A 15,899-nucleotide genomic window follows, 5' to 3' on the forward strand; every position below is an offset into this window, starting at 1 on the left:
ACGATCGCGCGATATCTCCGGATTTGTCAATTGCCTTTCGAAAATTTCTGACAGTGGTCAGGCCTTGATCGAGGCCAGGGTCACCGCAACGATGTGCTCGCCCCAGGTTTTCAGCGCTGCCGGCGCCGTCAGCTTTCGGGCGAAAATCGTCGAAAGCGTATGGCGATTGGACAGGTAGAAGAAACCGAGCGCGGCGATGGTAAGGTAAACGGACACCGGATCAATGCCCGGCCGAAAGATACCGGCTGCTTCACCTCGTCGCAGTACGTCGGCGAGCTCGTCGATGAAGTGCGAGTGCATCGCCGAAATCTTGTCGGAACGCTTCAGATAGCGTGCTTCATGTAGGTTTTCGGTGACAAGCAGGCTCAAGAATTCCGGATGGTCGAGAAAATGATGCCAGGTGAAGAGCGCAAGCTCTCGCACCCCTTCCTCGGGATCGCGGTTGGCAAGATCGAGAATCTTCTCGGCGCTGCGGATCGCTGCATAGGTCGCTTCCAGCACGGCAACGTAAAGCCCCTCCTTGTCGCCGAAATAGTGATAGAGCATGCGCTTGTTGGTCTGCGCCCGCGCCGCGATCGCATCCACTCTGGCGCCGCCAAAGCCATGCGCGGCGAATTCCTCCGTCGCCGCTTCCAGGATCGTTGCATGGGTGCGCTGCGGATTGCGCGGCGCCCTCTTCGGAGCCGTTTCCGAATTCCCGTAAACGCCTGCTTTCGCTGATTTTTCCGTTCCTTGCGTTGCTCTGGCCACCATGGACATTTTTCCTCCCCGATCTATCTCTTTCGCAACGGACGCTCCAGCCTCAGCGCTGGTCGTTTTGATTGTGATACGATTGACGCTTGACAGCGGTCGCGTTTCTATCCAACTTGTAACCAAATAGTTATATCATGGAAAGCAGTTCGTAAATCACCGGTTAACTGGGGAGGAGACCAGGATGACTTTCGCGATCAATCGCCGGCAATTACTAGCTGGTATGGCAGCCACCGCCGCTTTCGGCGGTATCGGGCTCGGCCGCGCCAACGCGGCAACCTCGATGCGCTTTCTGTGGTGGGGTTCGAAGGAGCGAACCGACCGCACGCTAGCGGCCATCAAAGCCTATCAGGCCAAGAATGCCGACGTTTCCATCGCTGGCGAGTCCTTCGGCTGGGACAATTACTGGACACGTCTGGCCACCCAGACCGCGGGCGGCAATGCACCCGACCTGATCCAGATGGATTATCGCTACATCTTCGAATATGCGCGCCGCGGCACGCTGCTCGACTTCACGCCCTATATGGGAAAGGCCCTGGCGATCGACGATTTCGGCGTGCCCAACATCGATTCCGGCAAGGTCGACGGCAAGCTTTACGGCGTCAATCTCGGCGTCAATTCCAGCATGGCCGCCGTCAACACCGTCGCCTGGGCGGAAGCGGGCGTCGAGCCGATGCACGACGGCATGACTTGGGATCAATTCGCTGAGGCATGCGCCAAGGTGACGGCTGCCGGCAAGCGCCGCGGATTCTATGGCTCGCAGGACGCGAGCGGCGTCGAGCCCTCTTTCGAATGCTGGCTGCGCCAGCGCGGCAAGGCCCTTTATACCCCCGACGGCAAGCTCGCCTTGGAGGCCAAGGACGCCGCGGATTGGTTTGCCTTCTGGGGCCATATGCGCGATATCAAAGCCTGCGTGCCGGCCGATGTCCAAGCACTTGATCAGCTGACCATCGAGACGAACATGATCGCGCTGCGCAAAGCAGCTGTCTGTTTCGCCCATTCCAACCAGTTCATCGCCATCCAGGGCCTCGGCAAGGAAAAGCTTGACCTCTTCGCCTATCCGAATCCCGGCCCGGACAGCAAACCCGGCCAATATTTGAAGCCGGCGATGCTGATGTCGGTTTCGGCGACATCGCCCAACAAGGACGCTGCGGTCGCCTTCGTCAACTATCTGGTGGAAGACCCTGACGGCACCAAGGCGCTCGGCGTCGAGCGCGGCGTTCCGGCTTCCTCCAAGATCCGCGGGCTGTTGACGCCGGATCTCGATGCCGCAAGCAAGCAGGTCGTCGACTATATCGGCCGCCTGACGCCGCAGGTCGGGGCGCTGCCGCCGTCCCCGCCGAACGGCGCCGGCGAAAATGCCTTCCTGCTGAAGAAGATCGCCGAGGAAGTAGCCTTCGGCAGAACCAGCGCGCAGGACGCTGGAGCGAAGTTCGTCGAACAGGCGGCGGCAAACGTAACGCGAGGCTAATACCGTGGGTACAAACCGCAACAGCGTCGCCGGTGGCTTGGCCATCGGCGCGAGCGCGCCGGTGCGCGTCGAAACATACCAGAAGGCGCCGGGCGCGTTTGCCCGCAACGCGCCAGGCTATCTGTTTCTCCTGCCCTGGTTCATCGGCTTCTTCGGCCTCACGCTTGGACCAGCGATCGTGTCGCTGTATTTATCCTTCACCGACTATAACCTGCTGCAGGCGCCACATCTGGTGGGGCTAGACAATTATGCGCGCATCGCCACAGGCGACGACAAGTTCATCTCGTCTATGCGGGTGACCTTGTTCTATGTCGTCTGCTCGGTCCCGCTGAAGCTTGCCTTCGCGCTGATGGTGGCGCTGTTGCTCAACCGTGGTATTCGTGGCCTGACGATCTATCGTGCCATCTTCTATCTGCCATCACTCCTCGGCTCCAGCGTCGCCATTGCCGTGCTCTGGCGGCAGATTTTCGATGGCGACGGCGTCGTCAACACGCTGCTGTGGTACGTGTTCGGCATCAATGGCCCGAGCTGGATTTCGAACCCCAACTATTCGCTCTACACCCTCATCATTCTGGCGATCTGGCAGTTCGGTTCGCCGATGATCATCTTCCTTGCCGGCCTTCGGCAGATCCCGACAGATCTCTATGAGGCGGCAAGCCTCGACGGCGCATCGAAAGCGCGGATTTTCTTCAAGATCACCTTGCCGCTGCTGACGCCGGTTATCTTCTTCAATGCCGTCGTGCAGACCATCGATGCCTTTAAAGCCTTCACGCCGGCCTATGTCATCTCTTCCGGCACCGGCGGCCCGATCGACTCGACGCTGTTCTACACGCTCTACCTTTACCAGGAGGCTTTCGGCTATTTCCGCATGGGATACGCCGCGGCGCTTGCCTGGGTCCTCGTGATCATCATCGCGATCTTCACCGCCTTCTCCTTCCTCTCCGCTCGTTATTGGGTCCACTACGATGACTGACGCGAAGCTCACCCACTTTCCCGACGATCTGAACCCACCGCGCGAGCGCCCCTGGTTCCTGTCCGTCATCATCCATGTCTGCCTGGTCGGCGCATCGATCGTGATGCTCTACCCGCTGCTCTGGATGCTGTCCGGCTCAATCAAGGACCAGAACGAAATCTTCGGCACGGCCTCGCTGATCCCGTCGCAATTCGACTTCAGCTCATTTTACCGCGGCTGGTTCGGCGGGCAGGTCACCTTCGGCTCGTTCGTTTGGAACTCCGTCGTCATCGCCATCCTTTCCGTCATCGGCAATGTCGTCTCGTGCTCGCTGGCCGCCTATGCCTTTGCTCGGCTGAATTTCTGGGGCAAGAATTTCTGGTTCGCGCTCATGCTCGGCACGCTGATGCTGCCCTATCACGTGACGCTAATCCCGCAATATATCCTGTTCCTGAAGCTCGGCTGGGTGAAAACCATTCTGCCGCTGGTCGTGCCGAAATTCCTGGCCGTCGACGCCTTCTTCATCTTCCTGATGGTGCAGTTCTTCCGCGGCATCCCCCGGGAACTCGACGAAGCGGCAATGATGGACGGGTGCAGCCCCTGGCGTATCTATTGGCGCATCATGCTGCCACTGTCGCTGCCGGTTCTGGCAACCGCCGCCATCTTCTCCTTTATCTGGACCTGGGACGATTTCTTCGGCCCGCTGATCTACCTCTCCGACATCAACACCTACACGGTGCAGCTTGGCCTACGCTCTTTCGTCGACTCGACCGGAAGCTCCGACTGGAGCAGCCTATTTGCGATGTCGAGCATCTCGCTGATCCCCGTCTTCCTGATCTTCCTGTTCTTCCAGAGGCTGCTGATCGACGGCATAGCGACCGCCGGCCTCAAGCGCTGACACGAGCCCTACGGTCCCGAATGCCCAAGGTTTGGGACCGTAACCAGAGCAATTCCAGCAAAAGTGCGAAACGGTTTTGCGTCTGGAATTGTGTGAAACAATCAGAGAGCTTTTCCAAGCTTCATTGGAGACGGAAATGCTCTTGAGAAACCCACTGAAAGGAAATGTCGCATGAGCGCGCTGCGCTTTGCCGCCATCGGCCTCAATCACGATCACATCTACGGCCAGGTCAACGTCATGCTACGGACCGGCGCCGAACTCGTCGCCTTTCACGCCGTGGAGGACGACCTTGCGGCCATCTTCGCCGGACGCTTTCCGCAGGCAAGACGCGTTGCCGACAAGAGGGAAATTCTGGAAGACAGCTCCATCGCGCTGATCGTCAGCGCAGCTGTTTCCAGCGAGCGGACAGGCCTTGCCATCGAGGCCATGCGCCACGGCAAGGACGTAATGCTCGACAAGCCCGGCATGGTGACGCTGGATCAGCTCGCGGAAGTGCGAAAGGTACAGGCCGAGACCAAGCGCATCGTCTCGATCCTCTATTCCGAACATTTCGAAACCGCTTCGACCGTCAAGGCGGGCGAACTAGTCAAGGCCGGCGCCATCGGCAAGGTCATCCATACGACCGGCCTTGGGCCGCACCGCTTGCGCAAGCCGACACGGCCGGAGTGGTTCTTCGACCGCAAGCGCTATGGCGGCATCATCACCGACATCGCTTCGCATCAATGCGAGCAGTTTCTGTTTTTCGCAGACTCACTGGAAGCCGAGATTCTGTCGGCAACAGTGTCGAACCGCGCCAATCCCGACACGCCCGGCCTGCAGGATTACGGCGATCTCCATCTGCGCACGCCTGATGTCACCGGCTATATCCGCGTCGACTGGTTCACGCCCGACGGCCTTTCCACCTGGGGCGACGGCCGCTTTTTCATCGTCGGCACCGAAGGCACGATTGAGCTGCGCAAATATATCGACGTCGCCGGCCGTCCTGGCACGGATCATCTTTTCCTCACCGACCGCAAGGGCGTGCAGCATATCGATTGCAGCGGCGTCGAGCTGCCCTACGGCCGGCAACTGGCCGCCGATATCAGAGACCGCACCGAAACGGCTATGGGGCAAGATCATTGCTTCAAAGCCATGGAGTTGGCGCTTAAGGCGCAGGCTCTGGCCGAAGCAACATCGACCAACAGCGTACAAAGGTAATTTGCACATGTCCGACGTAAAGAAAGTGGCAGTCATCGGTCTCGGCATCGGCCGCTCGCATATAGTCGAAGGCTACCTGCCGCATCCGAACCGCTTCGAAGTCGCCGTGGTCTGCGATCTCAACGAAGAGCGGTTGAACGCCATCGGCGACGAATTCGGCATTTCAAGGCGTATCAAGGATTTCGTCGAAGTCCTGAACATGCCCGATATCGATATTGTCGACATCTGCACGCCGCCCGGTTCGCATTTCGAACTGATCCTGCAGGCACTCGCCGCCGGCAAGCATGTGGTCTGTGAAAAGCCGCTGGTCGGCTCGCTCGCCGATATCGACGCCGTTATCGCGGCGGAAAAGACGGCGAAGGGCAAACTGATGCCGATCTTCCAATACCGTTATGGCGACGGCATCCAGAAGGCCAAGCGCATCATCGATGCCGGCATCGCCGGCAAGCCCTATGTCGCCACCTCCGAAACCCACTGGGTCCGTACTGGAGAATATTATGCAGTTCCTTGGCGCGGTAAATGGGCGACGGAACTTGGCGGCGTGTTGATGACGCATTCGATCCACCTGCACGACATGCTGACCTATCTGATGGGCCCGATCGCCGGCCTCTTCGGTCGCGTCGCAACCCGGGTCAACGATATCGAAGTGGAAGATTGCGCCAGCGCCAGCCTGCTGATGGAAAACGGTGGGCTTGCGACGATCAGCGCTACGCTCGGTTCGCAGGAACAGATCAGCCGACTGCGCCTCGCCTTCGAAAACGTCCTGATCGAAAGCAACCATGAGCCCTACAGCCCCGGCCAGGACCCGTGGAAAATCGTCCCCGCCAATGACGAGGTGGCGGCGAAGATCGATGCATTGCTTGCCGATTGGACACCGGTACCGATCCGTTTCAACACGCAGATGAAGCTGTTCCATGAGGCGCTGATTTCCGGCGGGCCGCTGCCCGTGACCACGGTCGACGCCCGTCAGGCGCTGGAGCTGGTGACGGCGTTCTACGAATCGTCGGAAACCCGCACCGAAGTCCGCTTTCCAGTCGGCCCGGAGAGTACGAAATATAAGAGCTGGAGGCCGGCATGACGACGGAAGTGCAAGCCATCAGGACGAACAAGGAGGAAGCGCCCATGGCGACAAGCGTCTCGCTGCAGAAGGTTATCAAGCGTTATGGCGAGCTCGAGGTCGTCCACGGCATCGACCTAGAAATTGAGCCCGGCGAATTCGCCGTATTCGTCGGTCCCTCCGGTTGCGGCAAATCCACACTGCTGCGCATGATCGCCGGCCTGGAGCCGATTTCCGGCGGAGCGCTCTATCTCGACGGAAGCCGCATGAATGACGTCCCCGCCTCCAAGCGTGGTATCGCCATGGTGTTCCAGTCCTATGCGCTTTATCCGCACATGTCTGTCTACAAGAACCTCGCCTTCGGCCTGGAAACGGCGGGCATGAAGAAGCAGGAGATTCAGCCGCGCGTCGAGAAAGCGGCCGAGATCCTGCAGATCAAGCAGCTCCTGCAGCGCAAGCCGAAGCAGCTCTCCGGCGGCCAGCGCCAACGCGTCGCCATCGGTCGCGCCATCGTGCGTGAACCGAAGATCTTCCTCTTCGACGAGCCGCTTTCCAATCTCGACGCCGAACTGCGCGTGCAGATGCGCGTCGAAATCGCCCGCCTGCATCAGAGGCTCGGCAATACCATGATCTACGTCACCCACGACCAGACGGAGGCCATGACCATGGCCGACAAGATCGTGGTGCTGAATGGCGGCAACATCGAACAGGTCGGCGCCCCGCTCGATCTCTACAACAAGCCGCGGAACAAATTCGTTGCCGGCTTCATCGGCTCGCCGAAGATGAACTTCCTCGACGCAAAGATTGTCGCCTCGGACGACGGCTCCGCCGTTATCGACCTCAATGGCCAGACCGTCCGCCTGCCGCGCCGGCTGGGTGGCCTACAGCCCGGGCAGGCTGTCACCCTCGGCGCCCGCCCAGAACATCTAAACGTCGGCGATCGCGGCCTGGCACTGGGCAATGCCCGAGTCGATCTCGTCGAGCATCTCGGCGGCCAGACGATCCTCTACGTCACGCTGCAGGGCGGTCAATCGCTAACGGTCGCGCTCGAGGATCAGCAGGCCATCCGTGCTGGTGAAACGGTCAGCATCCACATCGATCCCGAGCGCTGCCATCTGTTCGCGCCGGATGGAAAAACATTATGACCGGACAGCGGCAGACACTGAGTTATCTTCGCCCCCGGTGGGCGAGATAAGGCTCCGCATTTGCCTTGCCACACCCTCAGTCAGACCTCGACGACCCGCCGGCCGCCAATAGCACGGACTTTGCCGGATGGGATGGCGTCGACCAGAGCACCCTCTCTTCGGTATAACGTCAACCGCCGCGTCACCCCCGGCGGCAGGTGAAACCAGTCATCCTCCGCCCGATAGGCTTCGAAATCGATCTGCACCGATTGCGCCAACCGGTCGCTGCGCAGATCGAGGGACCAGTGATCGTCCTGCTGCGAGACGGATGCCGTGATTTCAGCGTCATGGAAGGCTTTCGTCCTGCCCAAGGGGAAATAAAAAGCTTCAGCGATCAGCGCCCCGGTTTCGCGCGCGGTAAGACGCGCCACCGTCACATCATGCGAGGGCGGGCCGAAACGGAAGGCATAGGTCGTGTCGAAGAAAGCACCGAACAGGTCCGTGCAGCCGATCTTGTGCTTGGCGCGCGCTTCGATCGACAATTCCCGCTTGCCGCTGACTACGGTCTGCCGGCCGTCCCGTAGGCAGACCACATCGAGATTGAGGTCGATGGCAACATCGCCCTCGTTGATGACATGCACATCGAGGCCGTTGGTGCCTTCGTCAGTGAGCAACACCTGTACCGGCCTGAAGGCGCGGCGGAGCGCATACCATATGGGTTTCGGCTCGCCCGTCGAATCGACCACGCCCCAGCTGGGGCCGGGCAGCAGATCCTGGAGCGTCCAGACGAGGGCGCCGTTACAGCCGGAGCCCTGGCGCCGCCATTCGGCATAGGTCTCTTCCGCGACTTCTCCGGTAACGGCTCGCGACAGGTCGAGATAGAGATCGGGATCTTCCCGCCGCAACCGGCCTGGTTCGAAGCCGTAGAGTTCGCTCAGATAATAATCGCGCACATCCTCGAAATCCCAGGAAGCACCGCGGTCGCGCGGCACACGTTCTTTCCATAGCGGGCTATGGACTGTGGGGACCGGCAGATGCCGCGCCAAGGTCCGGGCCTGCGGCACATGCGCGAAAGCCAGGCTTTCCGCCGCGAAGCGGACATCGGCGCGACGCGCATCATCAAGCGGCCGCATATAAGCCCCGACGCCGTAGTAATGCGTCACGCCCGCATTCGGGGAAAACGGCATTGCGCCGCCCGAGGGAGAATTGACGACATAGGGAACGTCAGGCCTTATGGACTTGACGACGGCCGGAATGATCTCCTCTACGATCGGGCTTGTCCAAAACCGCTCCGGCAAGCCGAGCATCGCCGCCTGCTGATAGACCTCGCTGCCACCGCAAAGGACGGCGAGCGAGGGCGACAGGCGTGTTCCGGAAAGAAGCTGCGCCGCTTCCGCCTCGACATGGGCATTGAAAGCCTTGTCGTTCTTTGGATAGTCGAAATTGGCGAACATGAAATCCTGCCAGGCCAGCAGGCCGAGTTCGTCGCAGAGCTGGAAGAACTCCGGAGTTTCATAGGCCATGGTGCCGCCAATGCGGATCATGTTCATGCCGGCGTCCGTCGCCAGCCGCAGCCAGGGCTCGTAGTCTTCACGGCCGCCGGGCAGACGGGCGATATCCGCCGTCGTCCAGACGGCGCCGCGGCAGAAGATGCGCGCGCCGTTGACCACAAGCGCAAAATCCTGACCATCCGCGCCGCGATCGACCGCGAGCCGGCGGAAACCGGTGCGTCCGATCGGATGTTCCACACCATCGACGATCAGCGCAACGTCATAGAGACAGGGTGTTCCATGGGTGTGCGGCCACCACGGGGTCACGCCGGGGATTTTCATTATCGCCGTGTAATGGCCGCCACTGTCTTTCTCGAAGGCCTGCTCGACGTCGCCACAGCGAAGTACGATCTCGCCGATATGTCCCTGGATTGACAGCGAGGCATAAAGCCGGCCCTCTCCATTCTGCAGCAGGTCCGGACGTAGCGAAAGGTCGCGAATGACGGGACTATGCGAACGCAGCAACGAAATCGGTCGCCAGGGACCGACGGCGTGGACTTCCGGGCACCAGCCGGGCATGTGGCCGAGCAGGGTCGTGCGAACTAGGCGCAACCCCTGCGGCGTGATCATCTGCGGCCGCCAGCGGGCTCTAGGGCCTGGTTCGGCAAGCCGCGGCTCCAGGGCGCGAAAACATAGTGCGAGCTCGTCTCCGCCCATCAGATGAACGGCGAGTTCGTGCGACTCGAACATGCTCTCGGAGACGAGGATTTTTCTGCCGTTCAGAAAGATTTCGCAGAGTGTCGCCAGCCCCCCGAGCCGCAAGACGGCGTTGCCGGGGTCGGCGTCGACCAAACGACAAAGATACCAGGCATCCCTGTCGTTCAGCGGACGGGGATGTTCTCGATTGAAAAGCCCGGCCTTTTCCAGCGCCCCGGCCACTGTGCCCGGCACCGACGCCGGGATAAACCCGGCTGAAAGCGGCACATCGGCAGGCGAGGCGCAGGCGCCCGCATCCGTCAGTACCAGATTCCATCCTTCGCTCAGCAGCGTCTCGCCGCCAAGACTTGCCAAACGCCCGTGCATTGGATCTCCCGACTCAAAACATGATCCTAAAAGTGCAAAGCAGCTTTTTGGACAGGATCATGTGCCACTAAAGCTTCTGTTCAAGTAGCCCCATCATGGAATCCCATGCATCCGCAGCCGGATCAAGGGCCGTCTGCAGGGGTTCGAATTTCTTGCGGGTGATGGCGCGGGCGAGCTGGAACTGCACCGATTTTGCCACTTCCGAAATTCGCCGAGCCTCGCCGGCAACCGCCGAAAAATCCACCGACAGCCAGTCGAGATAACTGCCGGCCAGCTCGAAATTGGCGCCGAACTGGCGCAGCGTATTGAAGGCAAATTTGTGGAAGAAGCCGAAGGGCCGCTCGGCCACCGCTTCCACCTGCGCCGTGAAACCCGCTGCGAAGGCGCGAATGGGATTGGCTACCGGGCGGCGACGGAAGTGGAAGGCTAGTAATTGCGTGGCCGTCTGCCGGATGGCAGCCGCGCCTGGCGCGTTCTCCGGCAACTTTGCGAACTCCGTATAGGGCAGGAAGGGCAGATCGTCTTCCTTCAGATGCAGTTGGAACAGTCCGTCGAAATCCTCGCCTGATAGCCGGTAGAAGCCGCCATTATGGAAATAGTCCAGCTCGCGGCCCTCCATATCCAATCTGTTGATGGCGACGGTCGTCTTGCCGTGCTCACGGCGATAGCCGACGCCCTGGGTGTCGGGCATATAGAAGGAATCCATCTCGACGAGGCAAAGCCGGCCACGGCCGATCTGCTCGGCGACATGGTGCTGAACCTTGTCGTAGATTGCCAGTTCGGTGCAGCGAATGCCGTAGAGCGCTTCCAGATCTTCAAGCGGCACCTTGAAGAAGGTGAATTGATCGCCCTCGAAGTCCTGCGTCACCGTGAAGCCGAGCATGGCTTCCGGGGGCAGTTTCAGGCTCGAAAGCACTTCGATCCAGAGATCGATATAGCAATTGGTTTCCGGCCACATGCGCTCGCTGTCGTGCAACGCATGTGGCTTGTAGGCGGCGGGATCCAGCCCCTGAAAGACGACAGCCATGGAGACGATCAGCCCCACAGCGGCTTGCGCACGCTCTCGGGCCATTCCTTGATGTCGAGGCCGTGGGCGTGGAACAGCGCCAGCGCGATACGCTCTAGGCCGAAGCCGACACAGGCTGTATGCGCGACGCTACCGTCCTCGAAGTTCAGCCCCCATTTCGCGCCGAAAGCGTCCTGATGGTAATTGAAGCTCATGCAGGCGGTCGGCTTGGCGGTCGAGGTGATCGGGATCAGCAGCTCGAACTTCAGGTTCTGGTCGCGTTGGTTGTTGGCAAGCATCTTGCCGGCGCGGCCGAAGAACGGATCGTTGGCGACGTCGATGGTTACGTCCAGACCAACGGCCTTCATCATCTCGACGCCGCGATCCATCCAGTTCTGGCGGAAATCCGTCACATGCTTGTCGGTGCCCATGCAGACATATTCGCGCATGCGGAAGAGTTGCTGGCGAGCCGGATCCTTGGAAGGCTCATGGCGGAAGCAATAAGATTGCAGGTCGAAGAGCGCGCCGCTCTCCGGCAGATGGCCGCGCTTGGCGACTGTCGGATAGAGCGGATAGCAGGCCGCCGGCGTCAGCACGATGTCGGTCGCTTCCTGATCCTTCGTCCAGTCCTCACCAACCTCCATGCATTTCAGGAGACTCATATGATCCAGCTCGCTGCCGCAGAAGCTGTGCACGGTGCCGGCTAGCTGCGGAAAGCTCTTCATGTAGCCGCTCTTTTCGAAGAAGGCGCGGTTCATGCCGGGCGGAAACCGGATGGCTTCGGCGCCATCGGCACCGCCGAACTTATCGATCAGTCGCTCGAAAGCGGCGATGACGTCTTCAAATTGGCCGCTGCGGCCATAGAGACCGTCAACACCGGTCTCGATCAGAAGACCGGAATCGAAAAGACGGTCGAGAAACGAGGTCTGCATATCCATGACGATTACCCTAATAGGCTAATATCTTGTTTGTGGACGAGCAGCATGGTCGACGTATTGCCGAGAATGCGGTCGTTCGAGATCATCAGTTGAGCGGAATGGGCGTCGCGCAGATGACGACCGAGGCTGTAGGGCGTACCGTTCTTGTAGCCCATGATGCCGCAGATGAGCATGGCGTGGTTGATGATCGGCAGGATCATCTCAGACGACGCGATCTTGACGTTGTTCATGGCGACGGCGAAGGCCATGGAGGAGAGCCGGTCGACATCGACCTTGGCCTCTTCATAGACTTTCAGGCCGGCAACAACATTCGATTTGACCATCTGCAACAGGCTTGAAACTTCCGCCAGCCGCAATGCGCCGGGCGGCTGCGAGCCAGGTGACTTGCGGGCCGCAGCGCGCACAAAAGCCTGGGCGCGGGCCACTGCATCGGCCGCGATGCCATACCAGACGCCGCTCCAGAGCAAATGCGAGCTTGCCAGCATCGACTGCGCGGCAATTTCGGCAAACGGCTTCGGCAGGATCTGTACTGCCGGCGCTTCGCCTTTGAACTGGAAACCGTCGGAGCAGGTGCCGCGCATACCAAGCGTGTTCCACTCGATGGTACGCTCAAGGGTGTATTGATCCCTGAGGAACACGGTCAGAACCTGGTCAGAAGAGGCTGCCTCGGCATGGCTGCGCGAGGTAATCAGGATCGCGTCAGCATGGGCGCCATAGGAGATGACGGTCGCGTCCTTCTCCAGGAAGCAGCGGTCGCCTTCCACCTTGATGGCGCAAATGCTGTTGCGGAGATTGCCGCCGATGCCGCCTTCCGTCGTCGCCGAGGCCAGCAGAAGTTGCTCCTTGGCAATACGGCGCATGAACTCGCGGTGCCAGTCGCTGCCGGCGCCGTGCTCGACCAGGCTCGACAGCTTGATCTGATGCATGGCGAAAACCATGGCGCTGGCCGCACAGGCTTGACCGAGGATCGAACATAGCTCCGCTATTTCGGTGATCGACGCACCCTCGCCGCCAAAATCGGCGGGGATCTGGATCGACAGCAGCCCCTCGGTACGCATCGCATCCACAGCCTCGCGCGGGAACCGTCCCTCGAAATCAACTGCGTCAGCATATTTGCCGGCGATTGCCGCTACGCGCGCGGCGCGGACAGCGGCTGTGTCACCGGCTCCGGCTTCAACCAGAGCGACTGCGACGTTCATCAGGCCACCTTTCGGCTGTCCAGGATCATGGCAACCGTCTTTTCGATGGCGACGATGCTGGCGAAGGATTTGCGGTTCAGCAGATTGTCGGGAAACTCGATGTCGAAAGCCTCTTCGATGCCGAGCATGAGCTGCACCGACGCAAAGGAAGACAGCCCCACCGCGTAGAGATCGGCGTCGTCGGCAATCTGATCCACCGTAACGGGAAGCGCACCAAACTTGGCCAGCAAATCGCGAATCGTCGCATTCATTCTGTAGTCCCTCCAGGCAATCGTAAACATGACGGCAGCTAAGTCGTCTTATCCTGAACCCAGAAGTAACAGGAAAAATAGAACATTCCGCTAAGCGACTTGGTAAATATAACCCGGATATACTTAGCAATAAAACTTTATCTTTTAGGATTATCTAAATAAAATTTACCCTATTTAAGCCATGCAACCCGGCGTTTAATCGGGAATATCTTAAATTTCTAAAATTTTCATGGGATGAAATGCAGAAGAGCGGCACTTAGTAATAGGGTTAACGCGCTAAATATTTTAGAAAATTTCCTCAAAATACGGTGTCCTGGCCGTCGTGAAGCAGGTGCCGCGACACAAACCGCACGCGAGCCTATCCCTCCACCGGATAGATATGTTCGCCGCCGCGATAGTCCGAGACTGAATAGCAGCCTTCACCGAGCTCGCGGACGGTTTTTTTGCCGATATCGACCTTGCCATGGCCGCCCGGGATATCGAGAATGTAAGTGGGCTGGCAGAGGCCGGAAATGCGGCCGCGCAATGCCGCAACGATCTCCTGCCCCTCCGCGATCGTCAGACGGAAATGACTGGTACCGGGGGCGAGATCGGGGTGATGCAGATAGTAAGGCTTGATCCGCGTCTCGACGAAAGCCTTCATCAGTGCCGCCAGTACATCCGGATCGTCATTGACGCCCTTCAGCAGCACGGATTGGCTGACCAGGACGATACCGGCATCGACGAGCCGGGCGCAAGCGGCACGCGCCTCGGCGGTCAGCTCGCGGGGATGGTTGGCATGCAGCGCCACATAGACCGTCTTGCCACTCGCCTTGAGTGCCTCAATCAGCGCTCCATCGACCTTTAGCGGATCGACGACGGGTACGCGGGTATGGAACCGGACGATCCTCACATGCTCGATGTCGGCGAGCGCCCGCAGCATCTCCTCAAGCCGGCGCGGCGCCAGTACCAGCGGATCACCACCCGTCAGGATCACTTCCCAGATCTGCCGATGATCGCGAATATAGGCAAAGGCGGAATCGAGCGCCGCCGCATCCAGCGTCCCGAGCCCTTGCGGCCCGACCATCTCGCGGCGGAAGCAGAAGCGGCAGTAGACCGGGCAGACGTGCACGGCTTTCAGCAGCACGCGGTCGGGATAGCGATGAACGATCCCCTCGACAGGGCTATAGGCATGATCGCCGATCGGATCGGCACGCTCTTCCGGCGTGACGACGAGTTCGGCCACGTCAGGCACGAATTGCCGTGCAATCGGATCGGCGGGATCGGCGCGGTCGATCAGCTTTGCCAGGGCCGGCGTGAGCGCTATGGCGTAACGGTCCGCCACCGCCTCCAACGAAAGCGCTTCGCCGGCATCGATCAGACCGGCCACTTGGAGGTCGTCGACATTTCTGATCGGACGCATCACATTCATGAACCAAACTCCGAAACCGGTGCCCAGAGCACCTGTTCGATCCGGGAAGCGCCGGTCGCCAGCATCACCAGCCGGTCGAAGCCGAGCGCTATGCCGCTTGCCTCCGGCATGACGGCAAGAGCTTCAAGAAACTCCTCGTCCAGCGGATAGGTCTCGCCGTAGACGCGCTCTTTTTCCGCCATCTCGATCTGGAATCGCCGCCTCTGCTCGTCGGCATTGGTGAGTTCGCCGAAAGCATTGGCGAGTTCGACGCCGCAGGCATAGAGCTCAAAGCGCTCGGCGACGCGATGGTCGCGCGCCGAAGGCCGGGCAAGGGCAGCTTCCGAGACTGGGTATTCGTCAAGGATCGTCACCCGGCCGAAGCCGAGATAGGGCTCGACTTTTTCGACCAGCACTCGGCTGAAAAGATCGGGCCAGTGATCGTCCTTTGCAACGCGTACGCCGACACGACGCATCTCGGCGGCCAGATGATCGCGATCCGTCGATCCGTCGAGGCCAATCGACCCGAGCAGATCGATCCCGGCATAACGATCGAAGGCGGCAGCGACACTGATGCGCTCCGGGGTCAGAAACGGATCGGTTTCGGCGCCGCGATAGCTGAGTTTCTTCGCTCCCACCGTCTTCGCCGCCAGCGCCAGCAACGCGGCGCAATCAGCCATCAGCGCTTCGTAGGTCTCTCCCGTCCGATACCATTCCAGCATGGTAAATTCCGGATGGTGAAGCGGCCCGCGCTCGCGGTTGCGATAAACATGGGCGAAACAGGCGATGCGCTCCTCACCGGCTGCCAGCAGCTTCTTGCAGGCGAATTCCGGCGAGGTGTGAAGATAGAAGAGCGCCTTCTGGCCGTCCGTCGTCAGCGCCTCAGTAGCGAAGGCATGAAGATGCGCCTCATTGCCCGGCGACACCTGCAGCGTCGGCGTGTCAACTTCGATGAAGTCGTTGAGGACGAAGAACTGACGCAGTGCCGCCTGGATGGCATTGCGGCCAATGAGGAACGGCCGCCGGTCCGCGTGGACAGTGCGGGTCCACCAGGGGGACGCTTTGCTGCTCGTTGGCTCCATTGCACGCTTTC

The 15,899-nt window shown here is 60.2% G+C and carries 14 protein-coding genes; 6 read left to right on the forward strand and 8 right to left on the reverse strand.

The annotated features are described in order from the left end of the window. Positions 1-57: 57 nt before the first annotated feature. Positions 58-753, reverse strand: coding sequence for a TetR/AcrR family transcriptional regulator (locus PY650_RS00995; RefSeq protein ID WP_285877214.1), 696 nt, complete (start codon positions 751-753; stop codon positions 58-60). 181 nt (positions 754-934) lie between these two features. On the opposite strand from PY650_RS00995, the gene PY650_RS01000 reads away from it, so the two are divergent. The 6 genes from PY650_RS01000 (at position 935) to PY650_RS01025 (ending at position 7,470) form a co-directional block, all read left to right on the forward strand. Continuing rightward, complete coding sequence (locus tag PY650_RS01000) at positions 935-2,221, forward strand: ABC transporter substrate-binding protein (protein ID WP_285877215.1); 1,287 nt, start codon at positions 935-937, stop codon at positions 2,219-2,221. A 61-nt stretch (positions 2,222-2,282) separates the two neighbouring features. Next, positions 2,283-3,194 carry a carbohydrate ABC transporter permease gene (locus PY650_RS01005; protein WP_285877301.1) on the forward strand — a complete coding sequence of 304 codons (912 nt, stop codon included), beginning with the start codon at positions 2,283-2,285 and terminating at the stop codon, positions 3,192-3,194. After that, positions 3,187-4,071 carry a carbohydrate ABC transporter permease gene (locus tag PY650_RS01010; RefSeq protein WP_432761468.1) on the forward strand — a complete coding sequence of 295 codons (885 nt, stop codon included), beginning with the start codon at positions 3,187-3,189 and terminating at the stop codon, positions 4,069-4,071. The genes PY650_RS01005 and PY650_RS01010 overlap by 8 nt, the downstream gene beginning before the upstream one ends. A gap of 171 nt (positions 4,072-4,242) precedes the next feature. Beyond that, positions 4,243-5,268, forward strand: a complete 1,026-nt coding sequence (locus PY650_RS01015; RefSeq protein WP_285877216.1) for a Gfo/Idh/MocA family protein — start codon at positions 4,243-4,245, stop codon at positions 5,266-5,268. A 7-nt stretch (positions 5,269-5,275) separates the two neighbouring features. Beyond that, positions 5,276-6,346 carry a Gfo/Idh/MocA family protein gene (locus PY650_RS01020; RefSeq protein WP_285877217.1) on the forward strand — a complete coding sequence of 357 codons (1,071 nt, stop codon included), beginning with the start codon at positions 5,276-5,278 and terminating at the stop codon, positions 6,344-6,346. 44 nt (positions 6,347-6,390) lie between these two features. Then, positions 6,391-7,470: an ABC transporter ATP-binding protein gene (locus tag PY650_RS01025; protein WP_285877303.1), complete on the forward strand. Its 1,080-nt coding sequence runs from the start codon at positions 6,391-6,393 to the stop codon at positions 7,468-7,470. A gap of 80 nt (positions 7,471-7,550) precedes the next feature. Here PY650_RS01025 and PY650_RS01030 read toward each other — a convergent pair whose 3' ends face one another. The 7 genes from PY650_RS01030 to epmA form a co-directional block, all read right to left on the reverse strand. Then, positions 7,551-10,022: a glycosyl hydrolase 2 galactose-binding domain-containing protein gene (locus PY650_RS01030; RefSeq protein ID WP_285877218.1), complete on the reverse strand. Its 2,472-nt coding sequence runs from the start codon at positions 10,020-10,022 to the stop codon at positions 7,551-7,553. 67 nt (positions 10,023-10,089) lie between these two features. Further along, positions 10,090-11,049: a DUF1839 family protein gene (locus tag PY650_RS01035; protein WP_285877304.1), complete on the reverse strand. Its 960-nt coding sequence runs from the start codon at positions 11,047-11,049 to the stop codon at positions 10,090-10,092. An 8-nt stretch (positions 11,050-11,057) separates the two neighbouring features. Beyond that, the gene (locus PY650_RS01040) at positions 11,058-11,966 is read right to left on the reverse strand and encodes an amino acid--[acyl-carrier-protein] ligase (protein ID WP_285877219.1); all 909 of its coding nucleotides are present in this window, start codon (positions 11,964-11,966) and stop codon (positions 11,058-11,060) included. A gap of 5 nt (positions 11,967-11,971) precedes the next feature. Next, the gene (locus PY650_RS01045) at positions 11,972-13,165 is read right to left on the reverse strand and encodes an acyl-CoA dehydrogenase family protein (protein ID WP_285877220.1); all 1,194 of its coding nucleotides are present in this window, start codon (positions 13,163-13,165) and stop codon (positions 11,972-11,974) included. Then, a complete protein-coding gene (locus tag PY650_RS01050; RefSeq protein WP_285877221.1) occupies positions 13,165-13,416 on the reverse strand; it encodes an acyl carrier protein in 252 nt (83 codons plus the stop codon). Before PY650_RS01050 ends, PY650_RS01045 begins: the two co-directional genes overlap by 1 nt. Positions 13,417-13,774: 358 nt before the next feature. After that, positions 13,775-14,827, reverse strand: coding sequence for a lysine-2,3-aminomutase-like protein (locus PY650_RS01055; RefSeq protein WP_285877222.1), 1,053 nt, complete (start codon positions 14,825-14,827; stop codon positions 13,775-13,777). Beyond that, on the reverse strand, positions 14,824-15,888 hold the full coding sequence (gene epmA, locus PY650_RS01060) for an EF-P lysine aminoacylase EpmA (RefSeq protein ID WP_285877223.1): 1,065 nt from the start codon (positions 15,886-15,888) through the stop codon (positions 14,824-14,826). The genes PY650_RS01055 and epmA overlap by 4 nt, the downstream gene beginning before the upstream one ends. Positions 15,889-15,899: the final 11 nt, after the last annotated feature.

It is taken from the genome of Martinezella calliandrae, assembly GCF_030272695.1.
In the GTDB taxonomy this organism is placed as follows: Bacteria; Pseudomonadota; Alphaproteobacteria; order Rhizobiales; family Rhizobiaceae; genus Rhizobium; species Rhizobium calliandrae.

What these genes read in the sequence shown, in the direction of transcription:
- PY650_RS00995 (WP_285877214.1), bottom strand. Translation starts at nt 753, where the DNA reads ATGGTGGCCAGAGCAACGCAAGGAACGGAAAAATCAGCGAAAGCAGGC.
- PY650_RS01000 (WP_285877215.1), top strand. Translation starts at nt 935, where the DNA reads ATGACTTTCGCGATCAATCGCCGGCAATTACTAGCTGGTATGGCAGCC.
- PY650_RS01010 (WP_432761468.1), top strand. Translation starts at nt 3,187, where the DNA reads ATGACTGACGCGAAGCTCACCCACTTTCCCGACGATCTGAACCCACCG.
- PY650_RS01015 (WP_285877216.1), top strand. Translation starts at nt 4,243, where the DNA reads ATGAGCGCGCTGCGCTTTGCCGCCATCGGCCTCAATCACGATCACATC.
- PY650_RS01020 (WP_285877217.1), top strand. Translation starts at nt 5,276, where the DNA reads ATGTCCGACGTAAAGAAAGTGGCAGTCATCGGTCTCGGCATCGGCCGC.
- PY650_RS01025 (WP_285877303.1), top strand. Translation starts at nt 6,391, where the DNA reads ATGGCGACAAGCGTCTCGCTGCAGAAGGTTATCAAGCGTTATGGCGAG.
- PY650_RS01030 (WP_285877218.1), bottom strand. Translation starts at nt 10,022, where the DNA reads ATGCACGGGCGTTTGGCAAGTCTTGGCGGCGAGACGCTGCTGAGCGAA.
- PY650_RS01035 (WP_285877304.1), bottom strand. Translation starts at nt 11,049, where the DNA reads ATGGCTGTCGTCTTTCAGGGGCTGGATCCCGCCGCCTACAAGCCACAT.
- PY650_RS01040 (WP_285877219.1), bottom strand. Translation starts at nt 11,966, where the DNA reads ATGGATATGCAGACCTCGTTTCTCGACCGTCTTTTCGATTCCGGTCTT.
- PY650_RS01045 (WP_285877220.1), bottom strand. Translation starts at nt 13,165, where the DNA reads ATGAACGTCGCAGTCGCTCTGGTTGAAGCCGGAGCCGGTGACACAGCC.
- PY650_RS01050 (WP_285877221.1), bottom strand. Translation starts at nt 13,416, where the DNA reads ATGAATGCGACGATTCGCGATTTGCTGGCCAAGTTTGGTGCGCTTCCC.
- PY650_RS01055 (WP_285877222.1), bottom strand. Translation starts at nt 14,827, where the DNA reads ATGAATGTGATGCGTCCGATCAGAAATGTCGACGACCTCCAAGTGGCC.
- epmA (WP_285877223.1), bottom strand. Translation starts at nt 15,888, where the DNA reads ATGGAGCCAACGAGCAGCAAAGCGTCCCCCTGGTGGACCCGCACTGTC.